The sequence below is a fragment of the Pseudoalteromonas sp. SWYJ118 genome (assembly GCF_015864505.1).
Classification (GTDB): Bacteria; Pseudomonadota; Gammaproteobacteria; order Enterobacterales; family Alteromonadaceae; genus Pseudoalteromonas; species Pseudoalteromonas arctica.
On record NZ_JADYXC010000003.1, the window covers coordinates 304,994 to 324,469 of the forward strand.

The following is a 19,476-nucleotide window of genomic DNA, read 5'->3' on the forward strand; positions in this document are numbered from 1 at the left end:
AGTTTAAAAATGCCAACATTTACAGGCGAACAAGCAACACAATACGATAGCCGCATTACTCGTTTAGTTCCAGGTTATGAGTTATTACACCAACTAACTAACGCACAGCTACAAGCAACGCTAAGCGACAATGCACATATTTTAGTAGTAGGGGCAGGCACTGGTAAAGAAGTGCTCGCACTGGCTGCATTAAACCCAACATGGCAATTTACTGCGCAAGATACATCAGCCGATATGCTTGCTATCGCACAGCAGCAATTTGATGAACAAGGCATAACTAGTCGCGTAACGATTCACAATGGCCCTGTTGATAAATTATCAGTTAAAGCTGATGCCATTTTATGTTTATTAGTCATGCATTTTGTACAAGACAATGGCGATAAAAAGCAGCTATTAAAAGCAATGAAGGGCAATCTTAAAAAAGATGCACTCCTTTATATTGCTGATTTAATGCGCCCCGAAACGACGTTTGAGCGCGAAGCCCAACTTACGACGTGTGCGCAATTAGGTTTAACCGAAACCGGTAAAACACAAATGGGACACGATTTAGAAAATGAGTTTTACCCACTCGATAGAATGCGCTTTAGCGAGCTGCTAAATGAGTGCAAATTTGGTATTCCAAAGCTGTATTTTAAAGCGCTAGGTTTTAGTGGGTATGTAGTTTAATTTATCGATCTATTTAGAAGAATGTGGCTTACACCACTGAACTGTGTGCTTATGGCGCGGTATTGTTTTACATTCTTTATTAGAGTTGGCACCTGGCTCGCTAGCATATTGCGAGCTTGGGGCTACGTTGGCACAACCTGCAGCCAATAATATAGCAAATACGGGTATTAATTTTTTCATTTCATCACCTATTAAAATATGTTTTAAAGCGCATTGCAGTTACTGTAAATACAAAGCGCTTATTAGTTTGCTAGCATCTCTCACCAATATGGCGGGTAGTTATGCATCTACAAAAATAACTTCGCCAGTAATAAAGCCATCAACCGAACGCTCAAACGCTTTACCTACAAGCTTGCCTGGTACTGGTTGAAAACCTGGCATCATCTCGCCGTATACGTCCCATGCTTCTTCAAGTACGGTAGGGTTAACCACATTAATACGTGTGCCACGTGGCATTTCAAGTGATACGCATTTTGCAAACGTATCTATTGCACCGCTGGTTGTTGCATCAGCAATCGCAAACGGAATAGGTTTAACGTTTAAAATACCGCTAATTAGCGTAAATGAACCGCTATCGGCAATGTACTTTTGACCAATGCGTACAAGGTTAATTTGCCCCATCATTTTGCTCATAATAGTGCTCATCCACTGGGCTTCGCTCATATCTGCAAACGTTTCGTACTCACATAAACCTACGGTATTAACTACGGCATCAAAATGGCCTACTTTTTCGTACAGTTCAGTAATTGATTGCTCGCTGGTAATATCAACAATATGATCCACATCGCCCGAACGACCCGCTGTAATTACTTTATGCTTAGATAAACCGGTTAATGCCGCTTGACCCATTTTACCTAGTGCGCCTATTAAAATTACTGTTTTCATTGTTTGCTCCAATCATTTGTTCACTTTAGTGTGTAGGAGCATAGTAAGGGAGTATTTTAACAATTAGAAACAACCCTTTTATGTAAGAGATACAAGATAATTTGGTTATGTGATAAGTTAAATATTATTACTAAATAACACTGGCAGCGGCATGAGCAAGTTAGACCGATTAGATATAAAACAATTGCGTATTTTCCAAGCGCTCATTCGCGAGAAGAACGCCTCAAAAGCAGCGAGTAAATTGGGCTTAACCCAACAAGCAGTGAGTGAGCAACTAAAAAAGTTACGCGATGTGTTTGACGACCAGCTGTTTTTGAGAAAAACCACTGGCTTTGTGCCTACACCTTATGCAGAGGAGTTGTCGGTAGACATAGACAAACTCCTAAACGACTTTCAGGCATTATTAGCACCTAAAATATTTGACCCAAAAACAGTTAATGATGAGTTTGTAATAGCCGCTACCGACTACGCACAGCAAGTCGTTTTACCAGCATTAGTTAAAGTACTCCGGGCACAAGCGCCAAATTTAAAGCTTATAATAAGAGACTTCGAGATAGACAGCCTGCACGATTTAATGGAAAGCGGCAAAGTAAACCTTGCTATTGCATTTCCTGACTATATCCCAAGTACTTATCCCATTATTAAATTGTTTGAGGAGCAACATATTTGTGTTACCTCGCCGAATTCATCAATAGCAGGAACTAAGCCAAGCCTTGCTGAAATCGCCAGTTATCCAAGTATTATTGCCTCGCCTTCGCGTCCAAATTTTAAAGGGTCTATTGACGATTGGTTTAAAAGCTTTGATTTAACGCGTAACGTAGTGGTGTCGGCACCGTGTTTTTCTATTGTGCCGATGTACCTAGAAACAACCGACTCTATCGCATTTTTACCCTCACGCGCAGTAAGCTCAGAGCTAGTAAAAATAGAGCTGCTACAGTTACCCGCGCCGTTTGACGTAATAGCCGCATGGCATCCGCGCTACAATAAAAACCCGCTTCATAAATGGGTAGTATCAAAGTTGGTGGTTGAGTGATTTGAGAGTTATTATTTGTAATAAAAAATAAAGCGGTTTTAATAAAGCTTTTAAGACAAGAGCATTATGAAACGTAGATCGATTAAGTGAAGCGCCACCCGTCGCTCTAATATCAACATCACTCAGCATGTTGCTATGCCAGCAATCCTAACCAATCTCGCCAAGTGCTTTCATAGCGGCTTGTGCTTTATCTGTTTGTACGAAAATGTGGTCGTGATAAAACGCAGCTACCACATTAGCACTAATACCATGCTCAGTGAGCTTTGCAGATACCGCAGCGGTTAACCCTACTGCTTCAAGGCTTGAATGCACGTTAAGAGTAATTAAATTATATTTACTCTCAAAGGTAATACCGGCTTTATCGGCGGTTTCAGCTTTTAATATAAGAGTTAGCCCTTCTTCTTCTACATAAGTAGCAAGTGGCTCTAAATGAATATAATCAGCGAGCTTTCCTGCCAAGCAACAAAAAATATACTCGCCTTGCTTAAGCTCTGGCTGCATTGATTTTAATAATTGGTTTAACTCTAAAATTCCAGCCATGGTCGCTCCTATTAACCTAATTCAATTCAATTCAATTGGCAGATTCAATTCAATTCAAATAAGTAAGTCTATTTTCAAACTGTTTTTTAATTAAATTACTATCTCGTTTAACTATTATTTTTTCGACAATATCCCAAACACCGATCAAATTTTAAGGCTCTATTGGCGATTGGTTTAAGCTTATACCATTCCAATAAATAGCTGATCTATTTTACTTGCTAAAACAACCCATTTCTTTGTTGTAAATTTCGCAAAGGGAACAACCATTTACATCAATTTACGCCTAGAACTGAATTATTTTTTCGGCGTAAAATTTAGATCACATACTTAACGGAATTGGTATTAAATACTATAAAAGGAGTAAGTTTAAAGAGTCGCTTAGTTTTTAAGTTGAGCAAATTAACTTTCAATCATTTTTATTATTTTTGCAGGATTCCCACCTATAACAACGTTATCGCCAAACGATTTTGTAACAACAGCACCCGACGCAACAACTACATTGTTACCTAAAGTAACGCCTGGATTTATGACTGCATGACCACCAATCCAACAATCATTTCCTATTGTTATTGTTTTTGCATATTCGAGCCCACTTCTTCTATCAACTGGGTTTATAGGGTGTGTAGCGGTATAAATTCCAACCTGTGGCGCAATAAAACAATTGTTACCAATATTAACTTCCGCAGCGTCTAAAATAACGCAGCCAAAATTAGCATAAAAATTTTCACCTACATGAATATTTGACCCATAATCACAATTAAATGATGACTCTACATGAACTTGTTTTCCTGTTGAGCCAAATAACGCATGTATAATTTGAGCTCTTTCATCCAAATGAATAACACTTGTTTGGTTTAGCGTTTCCGTTTTTAAGCTAGCTTTTAATCGTAATTCAATAAGCTCAGGGTCACTTGGGTCATAATACTGACCAGATAGCATTTTTTCTTTTTCTGTCATAATTTAAAATCCAAATAATATATTTTTTATAAGTGGCAGATTCAGCTTTTAAGCTAAGCACCACTACCTTTGTTTAGTACGTGTACATTTAGTTACTTTTAACTATTTTTTAGTTTTGCAACTAGCTCGCTAAGCCTAGCTATTTTTATATTACTTAGCTGCCTGTAATCAAAATACGGGCATACGATAATGTTGTTGGCTGTATCTATTGCAAACTCGTCGTCGAGCCAATTAAATTGCGCATTAAGCTTACCTTGTTGGAGTAAGCTTTTAGCGTGCGTACGCCCAGCAATTATGTGTAGCTGGTTTTTATTGCTAGAAGATTTATGGGCACACGTAATAGTAATATTAGGCGCGCTAAATAACAGGGCCGTTTTACTATTCTTTTGAAGCAAAAACTCATCGCGATATTGCTGCCAAGTAGGCGCTTGTTTAGCAAATGAATAGTGCTCGCTTGGTAGAGAAAACAATACTTTGGCGTATACGTTAAATACTTTTCGCCAACCATTACCACAGTGCTGGTTTATGGTATTTATTTGCTCGTTTATAACCGGTTCAAGGCATTGAAGTGTTTCAAAAAACGGCATTGGCGGCGCTTTTGCTACATACACTGCCACGCTAAATTGGGTATCGCCTAAGCCAACTAATTGGGTATTCAAGTTAGTTAGCCTTGTTTTGCGCTAAAATACGATCGAGATTATTAGCAAAATTTTGACGGTCGGTTTGACTAAGTGGAGGCGGCCCGCCACTCATTTCTACACCACTTGAGCGCATGGTATCCATAAAGTCGCGTACGTTAAGTATTGAGCGAATATTCTCCGTGGTGTAAAGCTCGCCACGCGGGTTGAGCGCCTGCCCACCGTTATCAATTACTTCACTCGCCAGCGGTATATCGCCAGTAATAACTAAATCGCCTTTTTCAATACGTTTCACTATTTCGTCGTCGGCTACATCAAAGCCTGACGATACTTGAACGCGGCTTATGTATTTTGACGGCGGAATACGCATTGCGTGATTAGCCACTAAAATAGTGTCGATTTTCATACGCTCTGCCGCTCTAAAAAGTATTTCTTTTATAACAACAGGACACGCGTCTGCATCTACCCAAATTTTCATGCTATGGTCATTTTTATTGCTTTAGAATTAATATGATCCTATAGCAAAATTTTTTAATCGGCTAGCAAACTTTATATCCATCTATATTTAGATAATACGTACTATTTATGTAATTTAAAAAGGAGCTTACATGAAGGCTATTAAATACGGTTTACTTATTACAGGGCTATTTTTTCTTAGTGCTTGCACCAGCCCTCCTGAGGGAATAACACCCGTTAAAAACTTTGATATACAAAAATATAAAGGCAAATGGTTTGAAATAGCGCGGCTCAATCACTCATTCGAAGAAGGTATGGAGCAAGTTACCGCTACGTATTCTATTAACGACGACGGCACAGTAAAGATCCTTAACAAAGGGTATTTAACGGATGATAAAAAATGGGATGACGCCGAAGGCTTGGCCAAGTTTGTTGAGGGCACCGACACAGGGCATTTTAAAGTCTCGTTTTTTGGTCCATTTTATGGCGCTTACGTGATTTTTGAACTTGACCAACCCGATTATCAATATGCTTTTATAACCAGTTACAACAAAGATTACTTGTGGTTTTTATCGCGTACACCAACGGTTAGCAAAGAGCTTAAAAACCACTTTTTAACTAAAGCGAAAGAGTTGGGCTTTGCTACCGATGAAATAATTTGGGTAAATCAAGAGAGTATGTAAAGGGGGTTTACAGTTAGCTGTATGCGCTTTTAAAGTGGTAATAAAAACGTCATCTAACTGTAAAGTAAATTAAATATATAAACGCTATATTGCTAGCACTTACAGTGAGACAGTAAGTATTAGGAACACTGAATATCCCCTATTGTTGGCAAGCTATATAGCTTGCCATTTTTTTTGCCTAGGGCGTGTTGATCTTTGTGGATTGAAATCTGTTCAATCTAGGGGCGATTAAATCGCGGCGCGAGGTTTGTAACCTAGTGGGCTAAGTAAAAACCGAGCAAAGCTTCCGCGTCCTGCTCACGCCCCTTACCTACATCCATGTAGGCAACAAAGAGTTAATCGTCCCTAGAAAGAACCCAAAGGGCAGCGCATGTTTGGTATTTATGCTGCGTTATCGCCTATTTATGGGGAATAACCACACTACATAGGCTCTGCCTTGCCTAAATACCAAACAGTCTGCTGCAAATTCACCCACCAAAGATCAACACGCCCTAATCTATGGGAAAGTAACGGATCACGTTTTTACTAACTAAGGCTAGTTTAACGCTAAAAATAGACCGCTAAGTACAATTAATAAGGCGCTTAAAACACTAAACCACTTTACGTAGCCTACTAAAAAGTTATAAAAAACCATTATAATTAAGACACTTAGGCTCATAAACCCACAAAATAGTAACGCGCCATAACCACTTTGAGTTGCTACGCAAAGTACTAAGCTTAGTAAAATACTGATCCAAGCAATAAATAGCAGGCTTTTACTTTGTAATTCTGTAGGGCGTTTTTTAAATACATCTTTAAAATGATTAAACTTAGCCAGTGCAAAACCATTAAAACCAAACAAACACAGACTAAAACCAAGTAAATCAATCATGATTTTTGCCTTTTAAGATTATTAGATTGGTTAGGGCTGATTATTTTTGAGTTGTTTTTAGCAGTACGTAATTTTTCGGTTTGTATAAAAAATAATATACTAAATAACAAAAACAGTGCATCAAAAGTAAATAAAGCCCACTGTTTGTGCATCAAATAGCTAACTATATTACCGTTAGTTGTAAGTGCATTAATAACCGGTACGCTTAAACATGCAACAGCATTTATAGCTGCCATAACTCGCCATTGCAGTGTGTCGCGCTTTATAAGTGCTAAAAGAGCAACCGCTAGCCATGTTAAAAAGAACGCGAGTATTTCTTTATCGGCGCGCTCTGCGGTAGTTGGGCTAAGTAGTCTGTTAGCAATAAAAAATGCACACGTTGCCAGTGGTAGTCCCATAATAGTGGCTAGGTTTAACCCCTCAACTAGTTTTAAACCAAACGAAGGTTTAACGTTATTTTTAGTTCGCTCGCGAATTCGCTTAGCCCACATAATACAGCCAGAGCCAATCATTACACAGCCTGCAATACCGCCTAATACGTATAACCAACGCAGTAACCACGTAGCTAAACGCCCTGTATGCATTGAATTAAGTGATTCGTAAAGCGCTTTGCTACTAGTTAGCTCGTCATCAGTTTTAGCAACCATTTGCCCTGTAGCACCACTAAATATTAAGCGTGGTGCTTGGTCACGCAGTGTTTTACCTGCGCTTACCAATACGGTAATTGTTGAAGCTGCCATATTTGGTTGGTTAACTTGTACGCGAGTAATATCTGCATGAGGCCACTTAGTATAAACCTGATCCAAAATGCTTTGAATCGGCACCATTGACGATTCGCCTTGGGCTTTATCGGTCATGGTGTTGCGAGGGGTTACATCGTTAAAAAAGCCACGCATGCCGTTATCGTAAGACGTTTGCGCAGGGTAGGGAAACAACATAAATATGAGCGTAATCATGCCCGTGTAAGTAATCATTAAATGAAAAGGCAGGGCAAGCACAGAGCTTAAATTGTGGGCATCTAACCACGTACGGCTACCTTTATTACGTCTAAAACTAAACATATCTTTAAAAATACGCTTGTGAATAACCACACCCGATATAATGGCAATTAGCATAAAAAAGCTAGCAAAGCACACAATCCAGCGTGCGGTTATTGCATCCATGTAATGTAAATCATAGTGCAGCCGATAAAAAAAGTTACCACCTTTAGTATCTACAAAGGGCTCAAGCTCTTTCATGGTATTAGGGTTTAACTGTGTGTTTTTAAACTGGCTGCGGCGCTGGCCTGGCTCTTTTGGCTTTGCATAACCATAAATTAAATAAGGAATACGCGGCTCAGGTAATGTAATACGCCAGCTTGATGAGTTAGCTCCATGGTTAGCTAAGTAATCGAACCCTGTAATTATTTGTTGTTTTTGCGCTTCTATACGCTGTGTTTGGGCTTGTACATTATGTATGGCAGGTTGATTCCACAGCGTTATTTCGTCTCTAAAAAAGCTAAGTGTTCCTGCAAAAAATATTAAATATAATAACCAACAAACGAGTAACCCTACCCAAGTGTGTAACCAAGTCATCGATCTGAAAAAGCTGTCTTTCATACCCAACCCTTTAGTAATACAAGCAATCCGATAAACGCACCTGTACTTAGTAAAATACTGATCCAAATTTTTCTTAATGATTTAACGCTAAAGGCATAAATAAATACTACGGCATAAATTAAAATGCTGATTGAAACACTAAACAGTACAGCGTCTTGCTTAGCTATTGGCAATACAAAACTTAATAACGCAGTACTTGCAGAGGTAAAGGCATAGCCACCAATTATGGCAATAAAAAAACGTAAAAATACCAAAACTCGATAACTGCTTACGCTTTTTACTATAAGCGCAATTACGTTAACCTTATCGAATGGCGCACTGTGCAAAGGTGCCTGCATAGTTAATTAATCCCTTTATTTAAAGCTGAGGATAAAACAAAGGCGCTATTATATATGTTACAAATACAAAAGATAGCTATTCTCATTTACGGCGGCTAACTTTTAGTAAATTATCCTTCTTACTTAACCTGAACCTTGGTTAACAGGTTTTATACGTATTGAATTATGGTGATATTTAAATTTATTTTCTCTAGCGCTGAAAATAGCTGCTCGAGATAGATTTATTATCCAGAGTTCAGATTACTTAGTAAAATACTGATCTGTTATTGTTTAATGATATTGCACAGGCTGCATGTAAAGCTTAAGGTTAATAAACTGAGTAAAAATAAAGAGTGAAATAACGATGAGCGATCACGAAAAACTAAATTACGTAGAGTTTCCTGCATGCGACTTACCCGCAACTAAGGCCTTTTTTAGTCATGTATTTAATTGGCAGTTTACTGACTACGGCCCAGAATACACGGCGTTTAGTGGGCAGGGGTTAGATGGTGGGATTTTTCAGGCTCCATTAAAATCACTAACTCAGTATGGGGCAGCATTACTTATTTTTTATAGCGACGACATACACGCAACCTTTAAAAAAGTAGAGACATTTGGCGGAGTAATATTAAAACCTATTTTTGAGTTTCCTGGCGGTTGTCGGTTTCACTTTACAGAACCAAGTGGTAACGAATTTGCGGTATGGGCGAAAGAACACTAGGTACTATAAGGGCTGTAGGGCATTTAGGCTTAAAGATCAGGATTTTACTAACTAATCGCCATTTTAGATAAAATAAACCGATTTTTTACCAACTCATTTATCCTAAATGGCCATTTAGGATGAAAATTAAGCATTTAAGGCCAAATAAACATGAATAGTCACCAATTAATAGACCAAGTTAGTAAATGCGTGATCTGTGATCCTCATTTACCTTTAGGGGCTCGACCTGTAATACAATTTAACCCAAACGCACGTATTTTAATCGCAGGCCAAGCACCGGGTATAAAAGTTCACGAAACAGGCGTGCCGTTTAACGATGCAAGCGGAAACCGCCTACGAGAATGGCTTGGGCTAACACGTGATGAATTTTACGACGCTAATAATATAGCAATTTTACCTATGGGCTTTTGCTACCCGGGTAGGGGGAAGTCGGGTGATTTACCACCGAGAAAAGAATGTGCCCCAGCATGGCGCGAGCAATTATTGGCTGCACTACCAAATATTGAGCTGACAATAGTATTAGGTAAATACGCGCAGGCGTATCATTTACCGGAGACTAAAAAAATGCCACTTACGGAGTTAGTAAAATCGTGGCGTGAGTATTGGCCAAATTATTTAGTGCTTCCACATCCGAGTCCGCGCAATAATATATGGCTTAAAAAGAATCCATGGTTTGAGCAAGATGTACTTTCAGAACTGGGTAAACGCATTGCTACTATTTTAAATAAGTAATGCTTCTAGCATTAGGATTTATTGTAAAGGGGCGTTATACCAATCCGCAATAATACTTAATCATTTTGCGGGGCTAAACGTGTCGCTACCTGTGTTAAAAAATTCTCATTTAGAACAACTAAATAGCGAATTTTTTGCCTAGCTATCAACACGTTTTTCTATCCTCAAAATAGATCACTTAATTAAGCGAATTGGTATACAGTTAACTTAAAAATTAACACTCCAATTAAAAACAATAACAAACGAGGCTGTCTAATTTGAATGCATCTATATTAACTGAAGTAATACTTCCGCTCGCCCTTGCACTTATTATGTTTGGTATGGGTCTTGGGCTCACAACAAACGATTTTACTCGTCTATTTAAAAGCCCGCTCGCCATTGTTATGGGTTTAATAGGCCAACTTGTAGCAATGCCTTTATTAGCATTAGGGCTGTGTTATTTACTTAACCTACCAACGCCTATAGCTATTGGTTTAATGATATTAGCTGCCTGCCCAGGCGGTACTATGTCAAATGTAGTAAGCCAGCTTGCTAAAGCTAATTTAGCGCTTTCGGTAAGTTTAACCGCTGCCTCTACCGCAATTAGTATAATAACCACACCGTTTATTATTGGCTTTGCTATGAGCCAGTTTGCCCCAGCAGACGATGCTACTTTCTCTATTTTAATTACTTCATTAGGGCTATTTTTTATTACCTTAGTGCCAGTTGCTATAGGCATTTGGTTACGTCACTTTAAAAGTGATTTTGCCATTAAAGCAGAGCCGTTTTTTAGACGCTTCTCGTTGTTTTTTATGCTTATGATGATTGCAGCACTAGTAATAAAAGAGCGCGATTTATTAGTTAGCTCATTTAACGATGTATTTTGGGCGTGCATAGCACTTAATATTGGTTCAATGGTTGTTGGTTGGTTAATTGCTAAGTGTTCAAAATTAAATTTAACTGATTCGCTGACGCTTTCAATTGAGGTTGGAATTCAAAATGCATCGTTAGCTATTTTAATTGCTATTAGCTTTTTGAATAAACCAGAATACGCGGTCACCGGTGGCGTGTATGGCCTTGCCATGTTTATAGGGCCACTGCTATTAATTGGCGGGTTAAAGCTTAAAAATAAACGTACCGCTAGGGCTGTTAACTAGGACTTTTAATTAGGGCATGTTGACCAAGTTACTTTAATTTAAGGCTACGGATAACGTAGCCGTAAACTCCAGTCTAAAAATACCACCTGTTAAATGTATGCTCTGCACCCATCGCGTCAACAAGTTGTAGGCTTACAAAAGACTCTTAAGCTTGAATATTGCACTAGGCGCTGAGCTTGTTTGCGCGAGGAGTGAAGCTTCTAATTACTAGGGCGCATTTTAGGATAGGATAAGAGTGTAAGTAATACGGTAAAAAAGCAGTTAATTATTTGGTTACTAAAACTGCGCCTCAAATATGAGGCGCTACTTTAAAACTTACTATTTGGTTTGCATGTTTTTAGCGCGTTCTTCTGCATCTATTAATGCTTGCGATTTAGGCGCGCGTTTTTTCTCTTCTATTTTGGGCTTTTCAGCCGAGTCAGGATCCCAGCTTGAGTCTAACGATAAGTTAGCAAATGGATTGTTACTGTCCGCTTTTTTAGGCTCAATTACTGGCTCATCAACTAGCGGTGTTGTTTGTGCTTGCTCAGGTATCGCGTCTTCTTTTTTAGGCGTCGGCTTTTCACCAGGTAATGGTGCATCTGGGTTAAATGTACGCACCTCTGGTTCTTTAAAGTCTTGCTCGGTTGTATACGTAGTCGATTGGGCGTCAGATATTTGCTCTGGAGCGTGTAAATCTATAACCGGCTCACTCGCTGTTACTGGCTCGGGAGTACTAATAACCGGCTCTACAGTGTTATGTTCAGCTTCTATTGGCGCAGATTCCGTTACTTGCGCTGTATGGTGCTTACGTTGTTTTTTTTCAGGCTTTGCATCTGGGTCAAAGTCGCGTACCTCTGGCTCATTAAAGCTGCTGGCATTTTTAATGCGCTCTAAGGTTGTTTTGGCGGCGGCTTCAAACTCGGCGGTATTAGGTTCAGGTTTTTGTTTTACTTCGTTAAACGTAGCGGTACTTGTTTGCTCTAAAGTATCTGCTGGCTCCATTTGTGCAGACTCAATTTCACTTGTTTGCGATGGAGTAACTACGTTGTTTTGCTCATCTGAGATCTGCGTTGTTGTATGTTCAATATCAGTATTTTGCGCTGTGTTAGTAGGTTCCACTGACTCTTCATTTGTCGCTACGCTGCTCTCAACTGCTTTATTATTTTGAGTTGCTTCGTTAATGACGACAGGCTCAATCTTTGGCTCTTTTGTTGTTTGTGCAGGCTTTGTTGCTTTAATTTCAGGTTTAGCTGACGTAGCAATTTTTTCTGATTTAACTTTAGGTGGAGCCGCTATAGTCGGTTCTGCCATCGCTTTGCTTTGTTTTGCACGGCGCAGGCGCACGACTATCATAGCGCCAATAAGTACCACTATAACAAGTATTAAAGTGGGTAAAAGTAACGAGCTTGGGCTCTGCGCTACAGGTTGCGGCGTAATTACTGGCGCTGGTTTAGTTAACACTGCTGCTGGTTTTACAGGTACAGGCTTTTCAGGCGTAGGTTGAACGTTTTGCTCTGGCGTTGCCGGTTTTACTTGCTCTATCACAGCTTCGTTTTTTTGCTCTGTAACTACTTGCTCGGGTGCTGCTTTTGTTGGCTCTGCATCAATTACTATTTCGTTACTGTTGGTATTTAGCTGATCGTTTATTTGTTGTTTTTGATCATTAGTTAAATTAAGGGTTTGCTCGTTGATGCTTTCTTTAACAGCTTCTTCAGTGGGTTTAATTACAGGGGCAGGTTCAACAATTTTAGGTTGTGGCTGAGTAATAATAGTCGGTTCAGGCTCTATTATTTGGGGCTTAGGTTGTGCTTGAATTTCTTTTGGCTTATTACAGTTATTTTTGTAATCACGCGCAGCTTTACGATATTTTTGACTCGCTTTATTATTACTATTTTGCTGTATTTCTTGTTTAATTAAAATGCACATAGCTTCGTTGTATGCAGCACTTTGCGCACTATAAAATAAGGCAAAGCAAAGGGTAAATCTAATTAGTTTTGATATCATGAAGTTATGCGCGCTTAAATATTAATAGTTTGATTTTAAGCGCAAAATTAAAAATTATCCAGAGTAATACAACTAATCAATAACCATAAGGCTGCGATATTCATCGTAAGCAAATTGGTCGGTCATACCGCTTATATAATCTTGGATTAATCTACAACGATAATAAAACTCGTATGCCGCAAAGTGATCGGGCTCTTCTTGCATCGCATCTATTGCGTGTTGGTAACTATTTAAGTGCTTTTTAGAGAGCTTTTTAACAAGTCGCGACTCTATTAATAAACGTGAATCGCCATTTAGTGCACGCTTAAAGTCATCCTTGTTTAGTAGCAGTAATGGTTTATAGCAATCGAGCAAACCATTAATTATGCGATACCCTTGTAGCTCTAATTTTTCGACTTCTTTGTTTGAAAATACATGCTCAAGCGCTACCTGCTTTAGTGTTTTAGTTACTGCATGTAGATGGCTTCTATCTTCTAAAAGCGCTTGGTTAAAATCGCCATGATAAATAGGTTCTATATTTTCGATAAAGCGTTTTGCGGCGTGATTTACTAGCGGATGTAGCAATGCAACCCGCAAGTATATAAAAAATTCACTATTAAAATTATAGGGTTGTGCTTGTGCACGCTCTAGTGCGTAGTCTACTGCTTTGTCTACAAAATTTTGATGTTGAGCGTCGTCGATTAACAGGTTTATTAATACTTTTTTGTAACTACTTTTAAGTTTTTCGCACAGCAACTCAGTGCTTATTATGTCTTTTTCTACGGCGTCTTCTATGTCGGCTAGGCAATACGAAATGTCGTCGGCGGCTTCCATTATGTAACTTGCAGGATGGCGGCAGTAAGGCTCAATAGTGAGCTCTTTTTGTAGCGCTTCAACAAAGTTTTTTTCGCTGTAGTAGTAACCCACTTTTTTCATTAAGTAGTTTTTATTTTGGGGTATGTCTTTTACATCAAGCCCAGCAGGGCGAGTGTATTTTAAAATACCAGCACTTTGGCTGTAGGTTAAATTAAGCGTTTGCAAAGAATGAATTATACGTATGCCTTGAGCGTTGCCCTCAAAGTTACAAATATCAAGCGCAAGGTGTTTAAAAACAACACCTATACCGGTGTTTGGTTCTTTACAGCGCTCGGGTGTTACGCTTGCTAGGTTGTTATTAAACCAGTGGTTAATAGCCGCTTCGCCAAAATGCCCAAACGGTGGGTTGCCTATGTCGTGCATTAGGCAGGCCATTTCTACTAAGCTTTCTAGCGGGCGTTCTAGGTCGGTTAAGCCGTAATCTTTTTGCTGTTGGTAGCTTAAATTAGCAAAAATACGTTGCACTATAAAACGACCAACCTGTTGTACCTCAAGCGAGTGAGTTAAGCGCGAACGAACAGCTGCGTTACGCTCAAGCGGAAACACTTGTGTTTTTTGCTGCAGCCTGCGAATAGCGGCACTGTTAATAATACGGCCACGGTCGCTTTCTAGCGCCATCTGTAAGTTAGAGGTTGTGCGGTACATTCGTGCTGGCGTTATTTTTTTACTAAAATCTATGGTCATCTTTATACTTGTCCTTTTTTACAATTGATGACTGGCATAGTTTTTAGCACATAGTCATTTGTCTTTAATATACAGGGTTTAATCTATCAGTTTGTATCATAAAGTAACAACTTGCTTTAAAATAATTTTTTGAGTAATTGTTGTGCATTTATAGGTGTTTATAATGAAACAGTGGATTTTAAAGGCAGTATCAATTTGCCTAATGTTAGGAATGAACAGCGCATTTGCTGCAAAAGAGCAAACTGTGGTGCTTGTATCAATTGATGGCCTGCGTTGGGATTATATTGAAAAACACGGCGCGCCAAATTTAAAAGCAATGGCCGAGCGCGGTGTTCGCGCACAAAAGCTAATACCTGTTTATCCAACTAAAACGTTTCCTAACCATATTTCTATTATTACGGGCTTACTGCCAGTAAACCATGGCATTGTTGATAATAGCTTTTGTGATAAAGCGCGTAAAAACGACTGTTACAGCATGGGCAAAGCATTGGGCGATAGCACATGGGTAAAGGGTATTCCGCTTTGGAATTTAGCCAAAATGCAGGGACTTAAATCGGCTACTTATTTTTGGCCTGAGTCAGATGCATTATTTAACGGCATGACACCAGATTACTTTTATCACTATTCTAAATACAGCGATTACCAAAGCCGTGTTGATCAAATTATTCAGTGGTTAAGCTTACCAAAAGCACAGCGCCCACGTTTTATTGCGAGTTACTTTTCGCTAGTTGATAGCATGGGCCATGAATTTGGGCCAGACGCACCACAAACGCGTGATGCAGTTAAACAGCTTGATGAATTAATGGGGCAATTACAAACTCGCTTAAGTAAATTAGAGCAAGAGGTAAACTTAGTTATTGTCTCGGATCATGGTATGGCGAGTATAGATCCAGATAAAAGCATTGATGTAACCACACTGCCTCAAGATGAAAACTTTTTAGTTAAAAATACTGGCCCACGTTTACTTATTTATACCCAACCGGATGCTAAAAACGCTGATATTGAAGGTTACAAAGCACGTTTACGAGATGCGTCAAACGGTCGTTATACAGTATTAACTGACGAGCAATTAGCAGCGTATCATTACAATAAAGGCACTCGCGTAGGCGATATTGTGGTGCAAACTACAGCGCCAGCGGTATTTACCAATGGTAAAAAACCAACCTATTTAGGGACTCACGGTTATGCATATACCGAGGATATGGCAGCATCATTTATTGCTGTAGGCCCTGCATTTAAACAAGGTGTAAGCCTTAAAGAAGTAAATAACCTTGATATTTACCCAGTACTTGCAAAAGTGATGGGACTTAAATTGTTAAACAAAGTAGACGGCAATGGTAAAACATTAATGCCAGCAATTAAGCAAAAAATCGTTGTGCATTAGCTTAATCTAAAAGAGCGCGTAAGCGCTCTGCAGGGAAGAACATGTTAAAACTATAAAGTGGGCTATTTAGCCCACTTTTTTATTGGGCAGCTTATTTAAAGTTAGCAATACTTGTTTTTGTAGCAGTAACTGTGCGAATTGCATGCGCTTGGTTTGTAATACCAAATGCAATACCGTTTACGCTCCAGCCAGGGTTAGAGAAGTAATCGTACTGAGTAGCGCTACCGTAAACGTGCGGGTAAGCCATTATACTTGCAAACTCGTTTTGTACGCCGTGACCCATGCCATCTACATATACACCGCCAGACGTATCACCTTGTTTGCGTGAATGCGCTAAACCTTGGTTATGACCAAGTTCGTGTACAAATGTAGTTGCACCACAATCAATTGCAGTGATTGAGTACATACGGCTGCTCATTGAGCTGTATAGATTGCCATTAGTGCCTTGGCCAACCCATGCTAAACCACATGAAATAAGCCCATTGCCAGCACTTTGACCAGTACCTAATACGGCAATCATGTCGGCTTTCCAATCGCTGCGTAAACCATCTACGTAGCTGCTATTTGTAACCGAATCTAACCAATCCTCAGACGGCGTTACTGCATAGTCACCTAAGTTTTGTTTGCCAGCTAAGCGTAGTGTTATATCAACGCCATTTTGGCTATATACCTGATTACTAAAAGCAATTAGTTGATTTATTTTAGTGTCAATATTGCTAGTTGCAGCAGCTGATTGGTCGGTATATAAAATACCGATATCGATTGTTTCTGCTTGTGCAACACTTGCTGCACATAATGCCGCAGCCAGTGCGGTTGTTGTGATTACTTTTTTCATTATTGTATTTCCTTACTCTTGTTGTGGTTGGAACTTGTTTTTAACTTGGTTGATCTCATAAAAAGCAGACACACTAAAGCTGCCCTATAGTGCGGCTTTAGTTGTTTTTTATATTTTGATTATTGGTTAGCCATCAATTTTTGGTGCAAATATATCGATGCTTTTATCTGATTTGGGTTTTGGTGCGGTTACATCATGCTCTATGTGGCTTTTATATAAATCGCGTTTTGCTGCAATCCATCCGTACTTACCTTTACTTTCGAATACATAATTGCCAGAAGGCGCAGTAAATTGACCATATACGGCATCTTTACCTACCGTTAAAACGGTATTATGCATGCGGCCATCAACACCCACTATTTTGCCAAATATGCTCTTATCGCCATTTTCAGACTCAACCACATTAGTCACTTCTGCGGTGAATGTTTCGGCTGTTTGCGGAATAGCTAAATCAAAATTTTCGCCAGTCTCTAACGCCTGTAAAGAATTTAAATCAAACTCAATATAGGCCTCGTTATGTAAGTCGGTAGGTAAAACTTTTGCGTTTATAAGCACTTGCTTTGCTTTGTCGGATAGGCGATTTACGGCATCAAATTCTTCAAACGGTAAGCTGTTGTCAGGGGTAATAATAGGTTTAACGGTAATTGGATCTTTACTCATATCAATAGGTGCAGGGGGATGTGTATTGCGCGTTTTTTGTAAATCAATAGGAACAAAATCAATAGCAACAGGCGCGATAGGTTCGCCCGTTTCATCTGCATTAAAAAATAGCCCATAAACTGCAAATGCCGATAATGGTATAGCAATTAGTAAGACGACAGATCTCTTCATTTGTTTCTCTTTTGGTGTTTTTAGTTAACTGTTTGTTATGTTTTATATTATTAAATGGATTAGATCAAGATAATAAATGTAACCGAAAAGAATTAATTCTAAATTTCATAATTCCTTATAAAATATAAGGATATTTATTTTTGGTATGTTTTTCACTCTTTTTAGTATTGATTTTTTGTAGGGTTTATGCGGCCTTTGGCGCGTTTGTGGGTACTTGTTTGTTTAGTTAAATACAATGGTTAAAAGTGACTTTTTGACGTTAATTACAATGAAAAATAAAAAGTGAATTTTTTTCACTCTTTGTAAACTAATCGCTAATTGCAATGCATTTATCGGGCACGTATGTTGTGTGCTGCATAAATGGCATTACGAGGGATTTATGAAGGTGTCTGATCAGTTGCTTAACCGAATTACAGCAGGGCTTGTGGCTGTAATTATTGGTTTTTCGAGTTCCATTGCATTGATTTATCAGGTGGTGATAACCCTTGGAGGCACGCCTGATTTAGTAGCTAGTTGGATTTTAATGCTTGGTTTAGTGATGGGCACAACGTCAATAGGTTTGTCGTACTATTACAAAGTGCCTGTTTTAATTGCGTGGTCTATCACGGGGGCTGCATTACTGATTTCAAGTGCACAAGGGTATAACTTAAACGAGGCTATTGGCGCGTTTATGCTCAGTGCATTGCTCGTTTTTTTGTCGGGGGTGACGGGCTGGTTTGAAAAAATAATGAACCGTATTCCAAGTGAGCTTGCGTGCGCCATGTTGGCCGGCGTACTTGTTACCTTTGGTATTGATGTGTTTAATTTTATGAACGACATGCCTTTAGTGATTGGCTTAATGGTTGTTATGTACTTTATTGGTAAACGCTTTTTTGCCCGCTTTGCTATGTTAAGTGTGCTTATTATAGGTGTACTACTCGCTTGGCAAATGGGCCATATTGATACCAGCGCACTGCACTGGAAAATGAGCGAATTTGCTTATATTGACCCCGTTTTTCACTTGCAAGCATGCATTAGCATAGGTTTACCACTTTATATAGTTACCATGACCTCGCAAAATTTACCGGGTATTGCTGTTTTAAAAGCGCATAAATATAAAGCGCCAATATCGGCTACTTTAAACGTGACTGGTTTTGTGAATATATTCACAGCCCCATTTGGAGTTTACTCTATTAATTTAGCTGCTATTACTGCTGCTATTTGTATGAGTGATGAAGCGGATAAAAATCATGATAAACGTTATTGGGCGAGTATAGCTGCGGGCGCATTTTATATTTTAATGGCGCTGTGCGCAGCTACATTAGTTGGGTTGGTAGCAAGTTTACCGCAGGCACTTATTTTAGCTTTGGCGGGCATTGCGCTATTTGGCACCATTGCTAATAGTTTGCAGCAAGCCCTTAGCAGTACTAAATATACGGAGGCCGCAATTGTTACTTTTTTAGTAACAGCATCTAACTTAACATTGCTTTCAGTGGGGTCTGCCTTTTGGGGGATTATAGCAGGTGTGCTTACGCTCCTTATCACCCAAAAAGACTAAAAGCTTTATTGTGTACAAAGAGCTGCTGGTGAGTATTTAAAACAAAATTATAGTTTATTTATATCATTAAAATAGCTTAACTAAGCTTATAAAAAAGGCTGCAATTGCAGCCTTTAGTTTTATAAAACAAG

Annotated in this window: 21 protein-coding genes; 8 read left to right on the forward strand and 13 right to left on the reverse strand. The window is 39.0% G+C overall.

Going from position 1 to position 19,476, the window contains the following annotated elements; translation table 11 throughout:
• The first annotated feature begins 9 nt into the window (after positions 1-9).
• Positions 10-666 (forward strand): class I SAM-dependent methyltransferase, encoded by a 657-nt coding sequence (locus tag I6F48_RS05710; RefSeq protein WP_165741057.1) that lies wholly within the window; start codon positions 10-12, stop codon positions 664-666.
• Between the two features lie 9 nt (positions 667-675).
• Here I6F48_RS05710 and I6F48_RS05715 read toward each other — a convergent pair whose 3' ends face one another.
• On the reverse strand, positions 676-846 hold the full coding sequence (locus I6F48_RS05715; protein ID WP_165741056.1) for a hypothetical protein: 171 nt from the start codon (positions 844-846) through the stop codon (positions 676-678).
• Between the two features lie 99 nt (positions 847-945).
• The gene (locus I6F48_RS05720; protein WP_165727910.1) at positions 946-1,551 is read right to left on the reverse strand and encodes a short chain dehydrogenase; all 606 of its coding nucleotides are present in this window, start codon (positions 1,549-1,551) and stop codon (positions 946-948) included.
• A 151-nt stretch (positions 1,552-1,702) separates the two neighbouring features.
• On the opposite strand from I6F48_RS05720, the gene I6F48_RS05725 reads away from it, so the two are divergent.
• Positions 1,703-2,584, forward strand: a complete 882-nt coding sequence (locus I6F48_RS05725) for a LysR family transcriptional regulator (RefSeq protein ID WP_165741055.1) — start codon at positions 1,703-1,705, stop codon at positions 2,582-2,584.
• 147 nt (positions 2,585-2,731) lie between these two features.
• Here the strand turns inward: I6F48_RS05725 and I6F48_RS05730 are convergent, their stop codons facing one another.
• The 4 genes from I6F48_RS05730 to I6F48_RS05745 all read right to left on the reverse strand — a co-directional run bounded on the left by I6F48_RS05730 (position 2,732) and on the right by I6F48_RS05745 (position 5,197).
• Positions 2,732-3,124: an ACT domain-containing protein gene (locus I6F48_RS05730; RefSeq protein ID WP_197119027.1), complete on the reverse strand. Its 393-nt coding sequence runs from the start codon at positions 3,122-3,124 to the stop codon at positions 2,732-2,734.
• A 399-nt stretch (positions 3,125-3,523) separates the two neighbouring features.
• A complete protein-coding gene (locus tag I6F48_RS05735; protein WP_231615183.1) occupies positions 3,524-4,081 on the reverse strand; it encodes a sugar O-acetyltransferase in 558 nt (185 codons plus the stop codon).
• A gap of 98 nt (positions 4,082-4,179) precedes the next feature.
• The gene (locus tag I6F48_RS05740) at positions 4,180-4,740 is read right to left on the reverse strand and encodes a DUF6942 family protein (protein WP_197119028.1); all 561 of its coding nucleotides are present in this window, start codon (positions 4,738-4,740) and stop codon (positions 4,180-4,182) included.
• A gap of 1 nt (position 4,741) precedes the next feature.
• Complete coding sequence (locus I6F48_RS05745; RefSeq protein ID WP_165727905.1) at positions 4,742-5,197, reverse strand: YaiI/YqxD family protein; 456 nt, start codon at positions 5,195-5,197, stop codon at positions 4,742-4,744.
• Positions 5,198-5,327: 130 nt separating this feature from the next.
• Between I6F48_RS05745 and I6F48_RS05750 the strand changes: the two genes are divergently transcribed.
• The gene (locus I6F48_RS05750; RefSeq protein ID WP_197119029.1) at positions 5,328-5,858 is read left to right on the forward strand and encodes a lipocalin family protein; all 531 of its coding nucleotides are present in this window, start codon (positions 5,328-5,330) and stop codon (positions 5,856-5,858) included.
• Positions 5,859-6,393: 535 nt separating this feature from the next.
• Here I6F48_RS05750 and I6F48_RS05755 read toward each other — a convergent pair.
• The 3 genes from I6F48_RS05755 to I6F48_RS05765 are packed head-to-tail and all read right to left on the reverse strand — an operon-like array spanning position 6,394 to position 8,665.
• Positions 6,394-6,729 (reverse strand): DUF3325 domain-containing protein, encoded by a 336-nt coding sequence (locus I6F48_RS05755; protein WP_165728814.1) that lies wholly within the window; start codon positions 6,727-6,729, stop codon positions 6,394-6,396.
• Positions 6,726-8,327, reverse strand: coding sequence for a PepSY-associated TM helix domain-containing protein (locus I6F48_RS05760; RefSeq protein WP_165740800.1), 1,602 nt, complete (start codon positions 8,325-8,327; stop codon positions 6,726-6,728). Before I6F48_RS05760 ends, I6F48_RS05755 begins: the two co-directional genes overlap by 4 nt.
• Complete coding sequence (locus tag I6F48_RS05765) at positions 8,324-8,665, reverse strand: hypothetical protein (RefSeq protein WP_165728812.1); 342 nt, start codon at positions 8,663-8,665, stop codon at positions 8,324-8,326. The genes I6F48_RS05760 and I6F48_RS05765 overlap by 4 nt, the downstream gene beginning before the upstream one ends.
• A gap of 343 nt (positions 8,666-9,008) precedes the next feature.
• Here I6F48_RS05765 and I6F48_RS05770 point away from each other — a divergent pair, with 343 nt between their 5' ends.
• The 3 genes from I6F48_RS05770 (at position 9,009) to I6F48_RS05780 (ending at position 11,233) form a co-directional block, all read left to right on the forward strand.
• Positions 9,009-9,365 (forward strand): VOC family protein, encoded by a 357-nt coding sequence (locus I6F48_RS05770; RefSeq protein ID WP_165740799.1) that lies wholly within the window; start codon positions 9,009-9,011, stop codon positions 9,363-9,365.
• A gap of 150 nt (positions 9,366-9,515) precedes the next feature.
• The gene (locus I6F48_RS05775; protein WP_165740798.1) at positions 9,516-10,097 is read left to right on the forward strand and encodes a uracil-DNA glycosylase family protein; all 582 of its coding nucleotides are present in this window, start codon (positions 9,516-9,518) and stop codon (positions 10,095-10,097) included.
• Positions 10,098-10,354: 257 nt separating this feature from the next.
• Positions 10,355-11,233, forward strand: coding sequence for a bile acid:sodium symporter family protein (locus I6F48_RS05780; protein ID WP_101216036.1), 879 nt, complete (start codon positions 10,355-10,357; stop codon positions 11,231-11,233).
• 318 nt (positions 11,234-11,551) lie between these two features.
• Here I6F48_RS05780 and I6F48_RS05785 read toward each other — a convergent pair whose 3' ends face one another.
• Complete coding sequence (locus tag I6F48_RS05785) at positions 11,552-13,219, reverse strand: cell surface protein (RefSeq protein WP_165740797.1); 1,668 nt, start codon at positions 13,217-13,219, stop codon at positions 11,552-11,554.
• 72 nt (positions 13,220-13,291) lie between these two features.
• Complete coding sequence (dgt, locus tag I6F48_RS05790; protein ID WP_007583580.1) at positions 13,292-14,758, reverse strand: dGTPase; 1,467 nt, start codon at positions 14,756-14,758, stop codon at positions 13,292-13,294.
• Between the two features lie 163 nt (positions 14,759-14,921).
• Between dgt and I6F48_RS05795 the strand changes: the two genes are divergently transcribed.
• Positions 14,922-16,142: an alkaline phosphatase family protein gene (locus I6F48_RS05795; RefSeq protein WP_165728810.1), complete on the forward strand. Its 1,221-nt coding sequence runs from the start codon at positions 14,922-14,924 to the stop codon at positions 16,140-16,142.
• A gap of 91 nt (positions 16,143-16,233) precedes the next feature.
• Here I6F48_RS05795 and I6F48_RS05800 read toward each other — a convergent pair whose 3' ends face one another.
• Positions 16,234-16,977, reverse strand: a complete 744-nt coding sequence (locus tag I6F48_RS05800) for a zinc-dependent metalloprotease family protein (RefSeq protein WP_007583576.1) — start codon at positions 16,975-16,977, stop codon at positions 16,234-16,236.
• 126 nt (positions 16,978-17,103) lie between these two features.
• The gene (locus I6F48_RS05805; protein WP_165740796.1) at positions 17,104-17,808 is read right to left on the reverse strand and encodes a hypothetical protein; all 705 of its coding nucleotides are present in this window, start codon (positions 17,806-17,808) and stop codon (positions 17,104-17,106) included.
• Positions 17,809-18,187: 379 nt separating this feature from the next.
• On the opposite strand from I6F48_RS05805, the gene I6F48_RS05810 reads away from it, so the two are divergent.
• Complete coding sequence (locus I6F48_RS05810) at positions 18,188-19,345, forward strand: benzoate/H(+) symporter BenE family transporter (protein WP_197119030.1); 1,158 nt, start codon at positions 18,188-18,190, stop codon at positions 19,343-19,345.
• Positions 19,346-19,476: the final 131 nt, after the last annotated feature.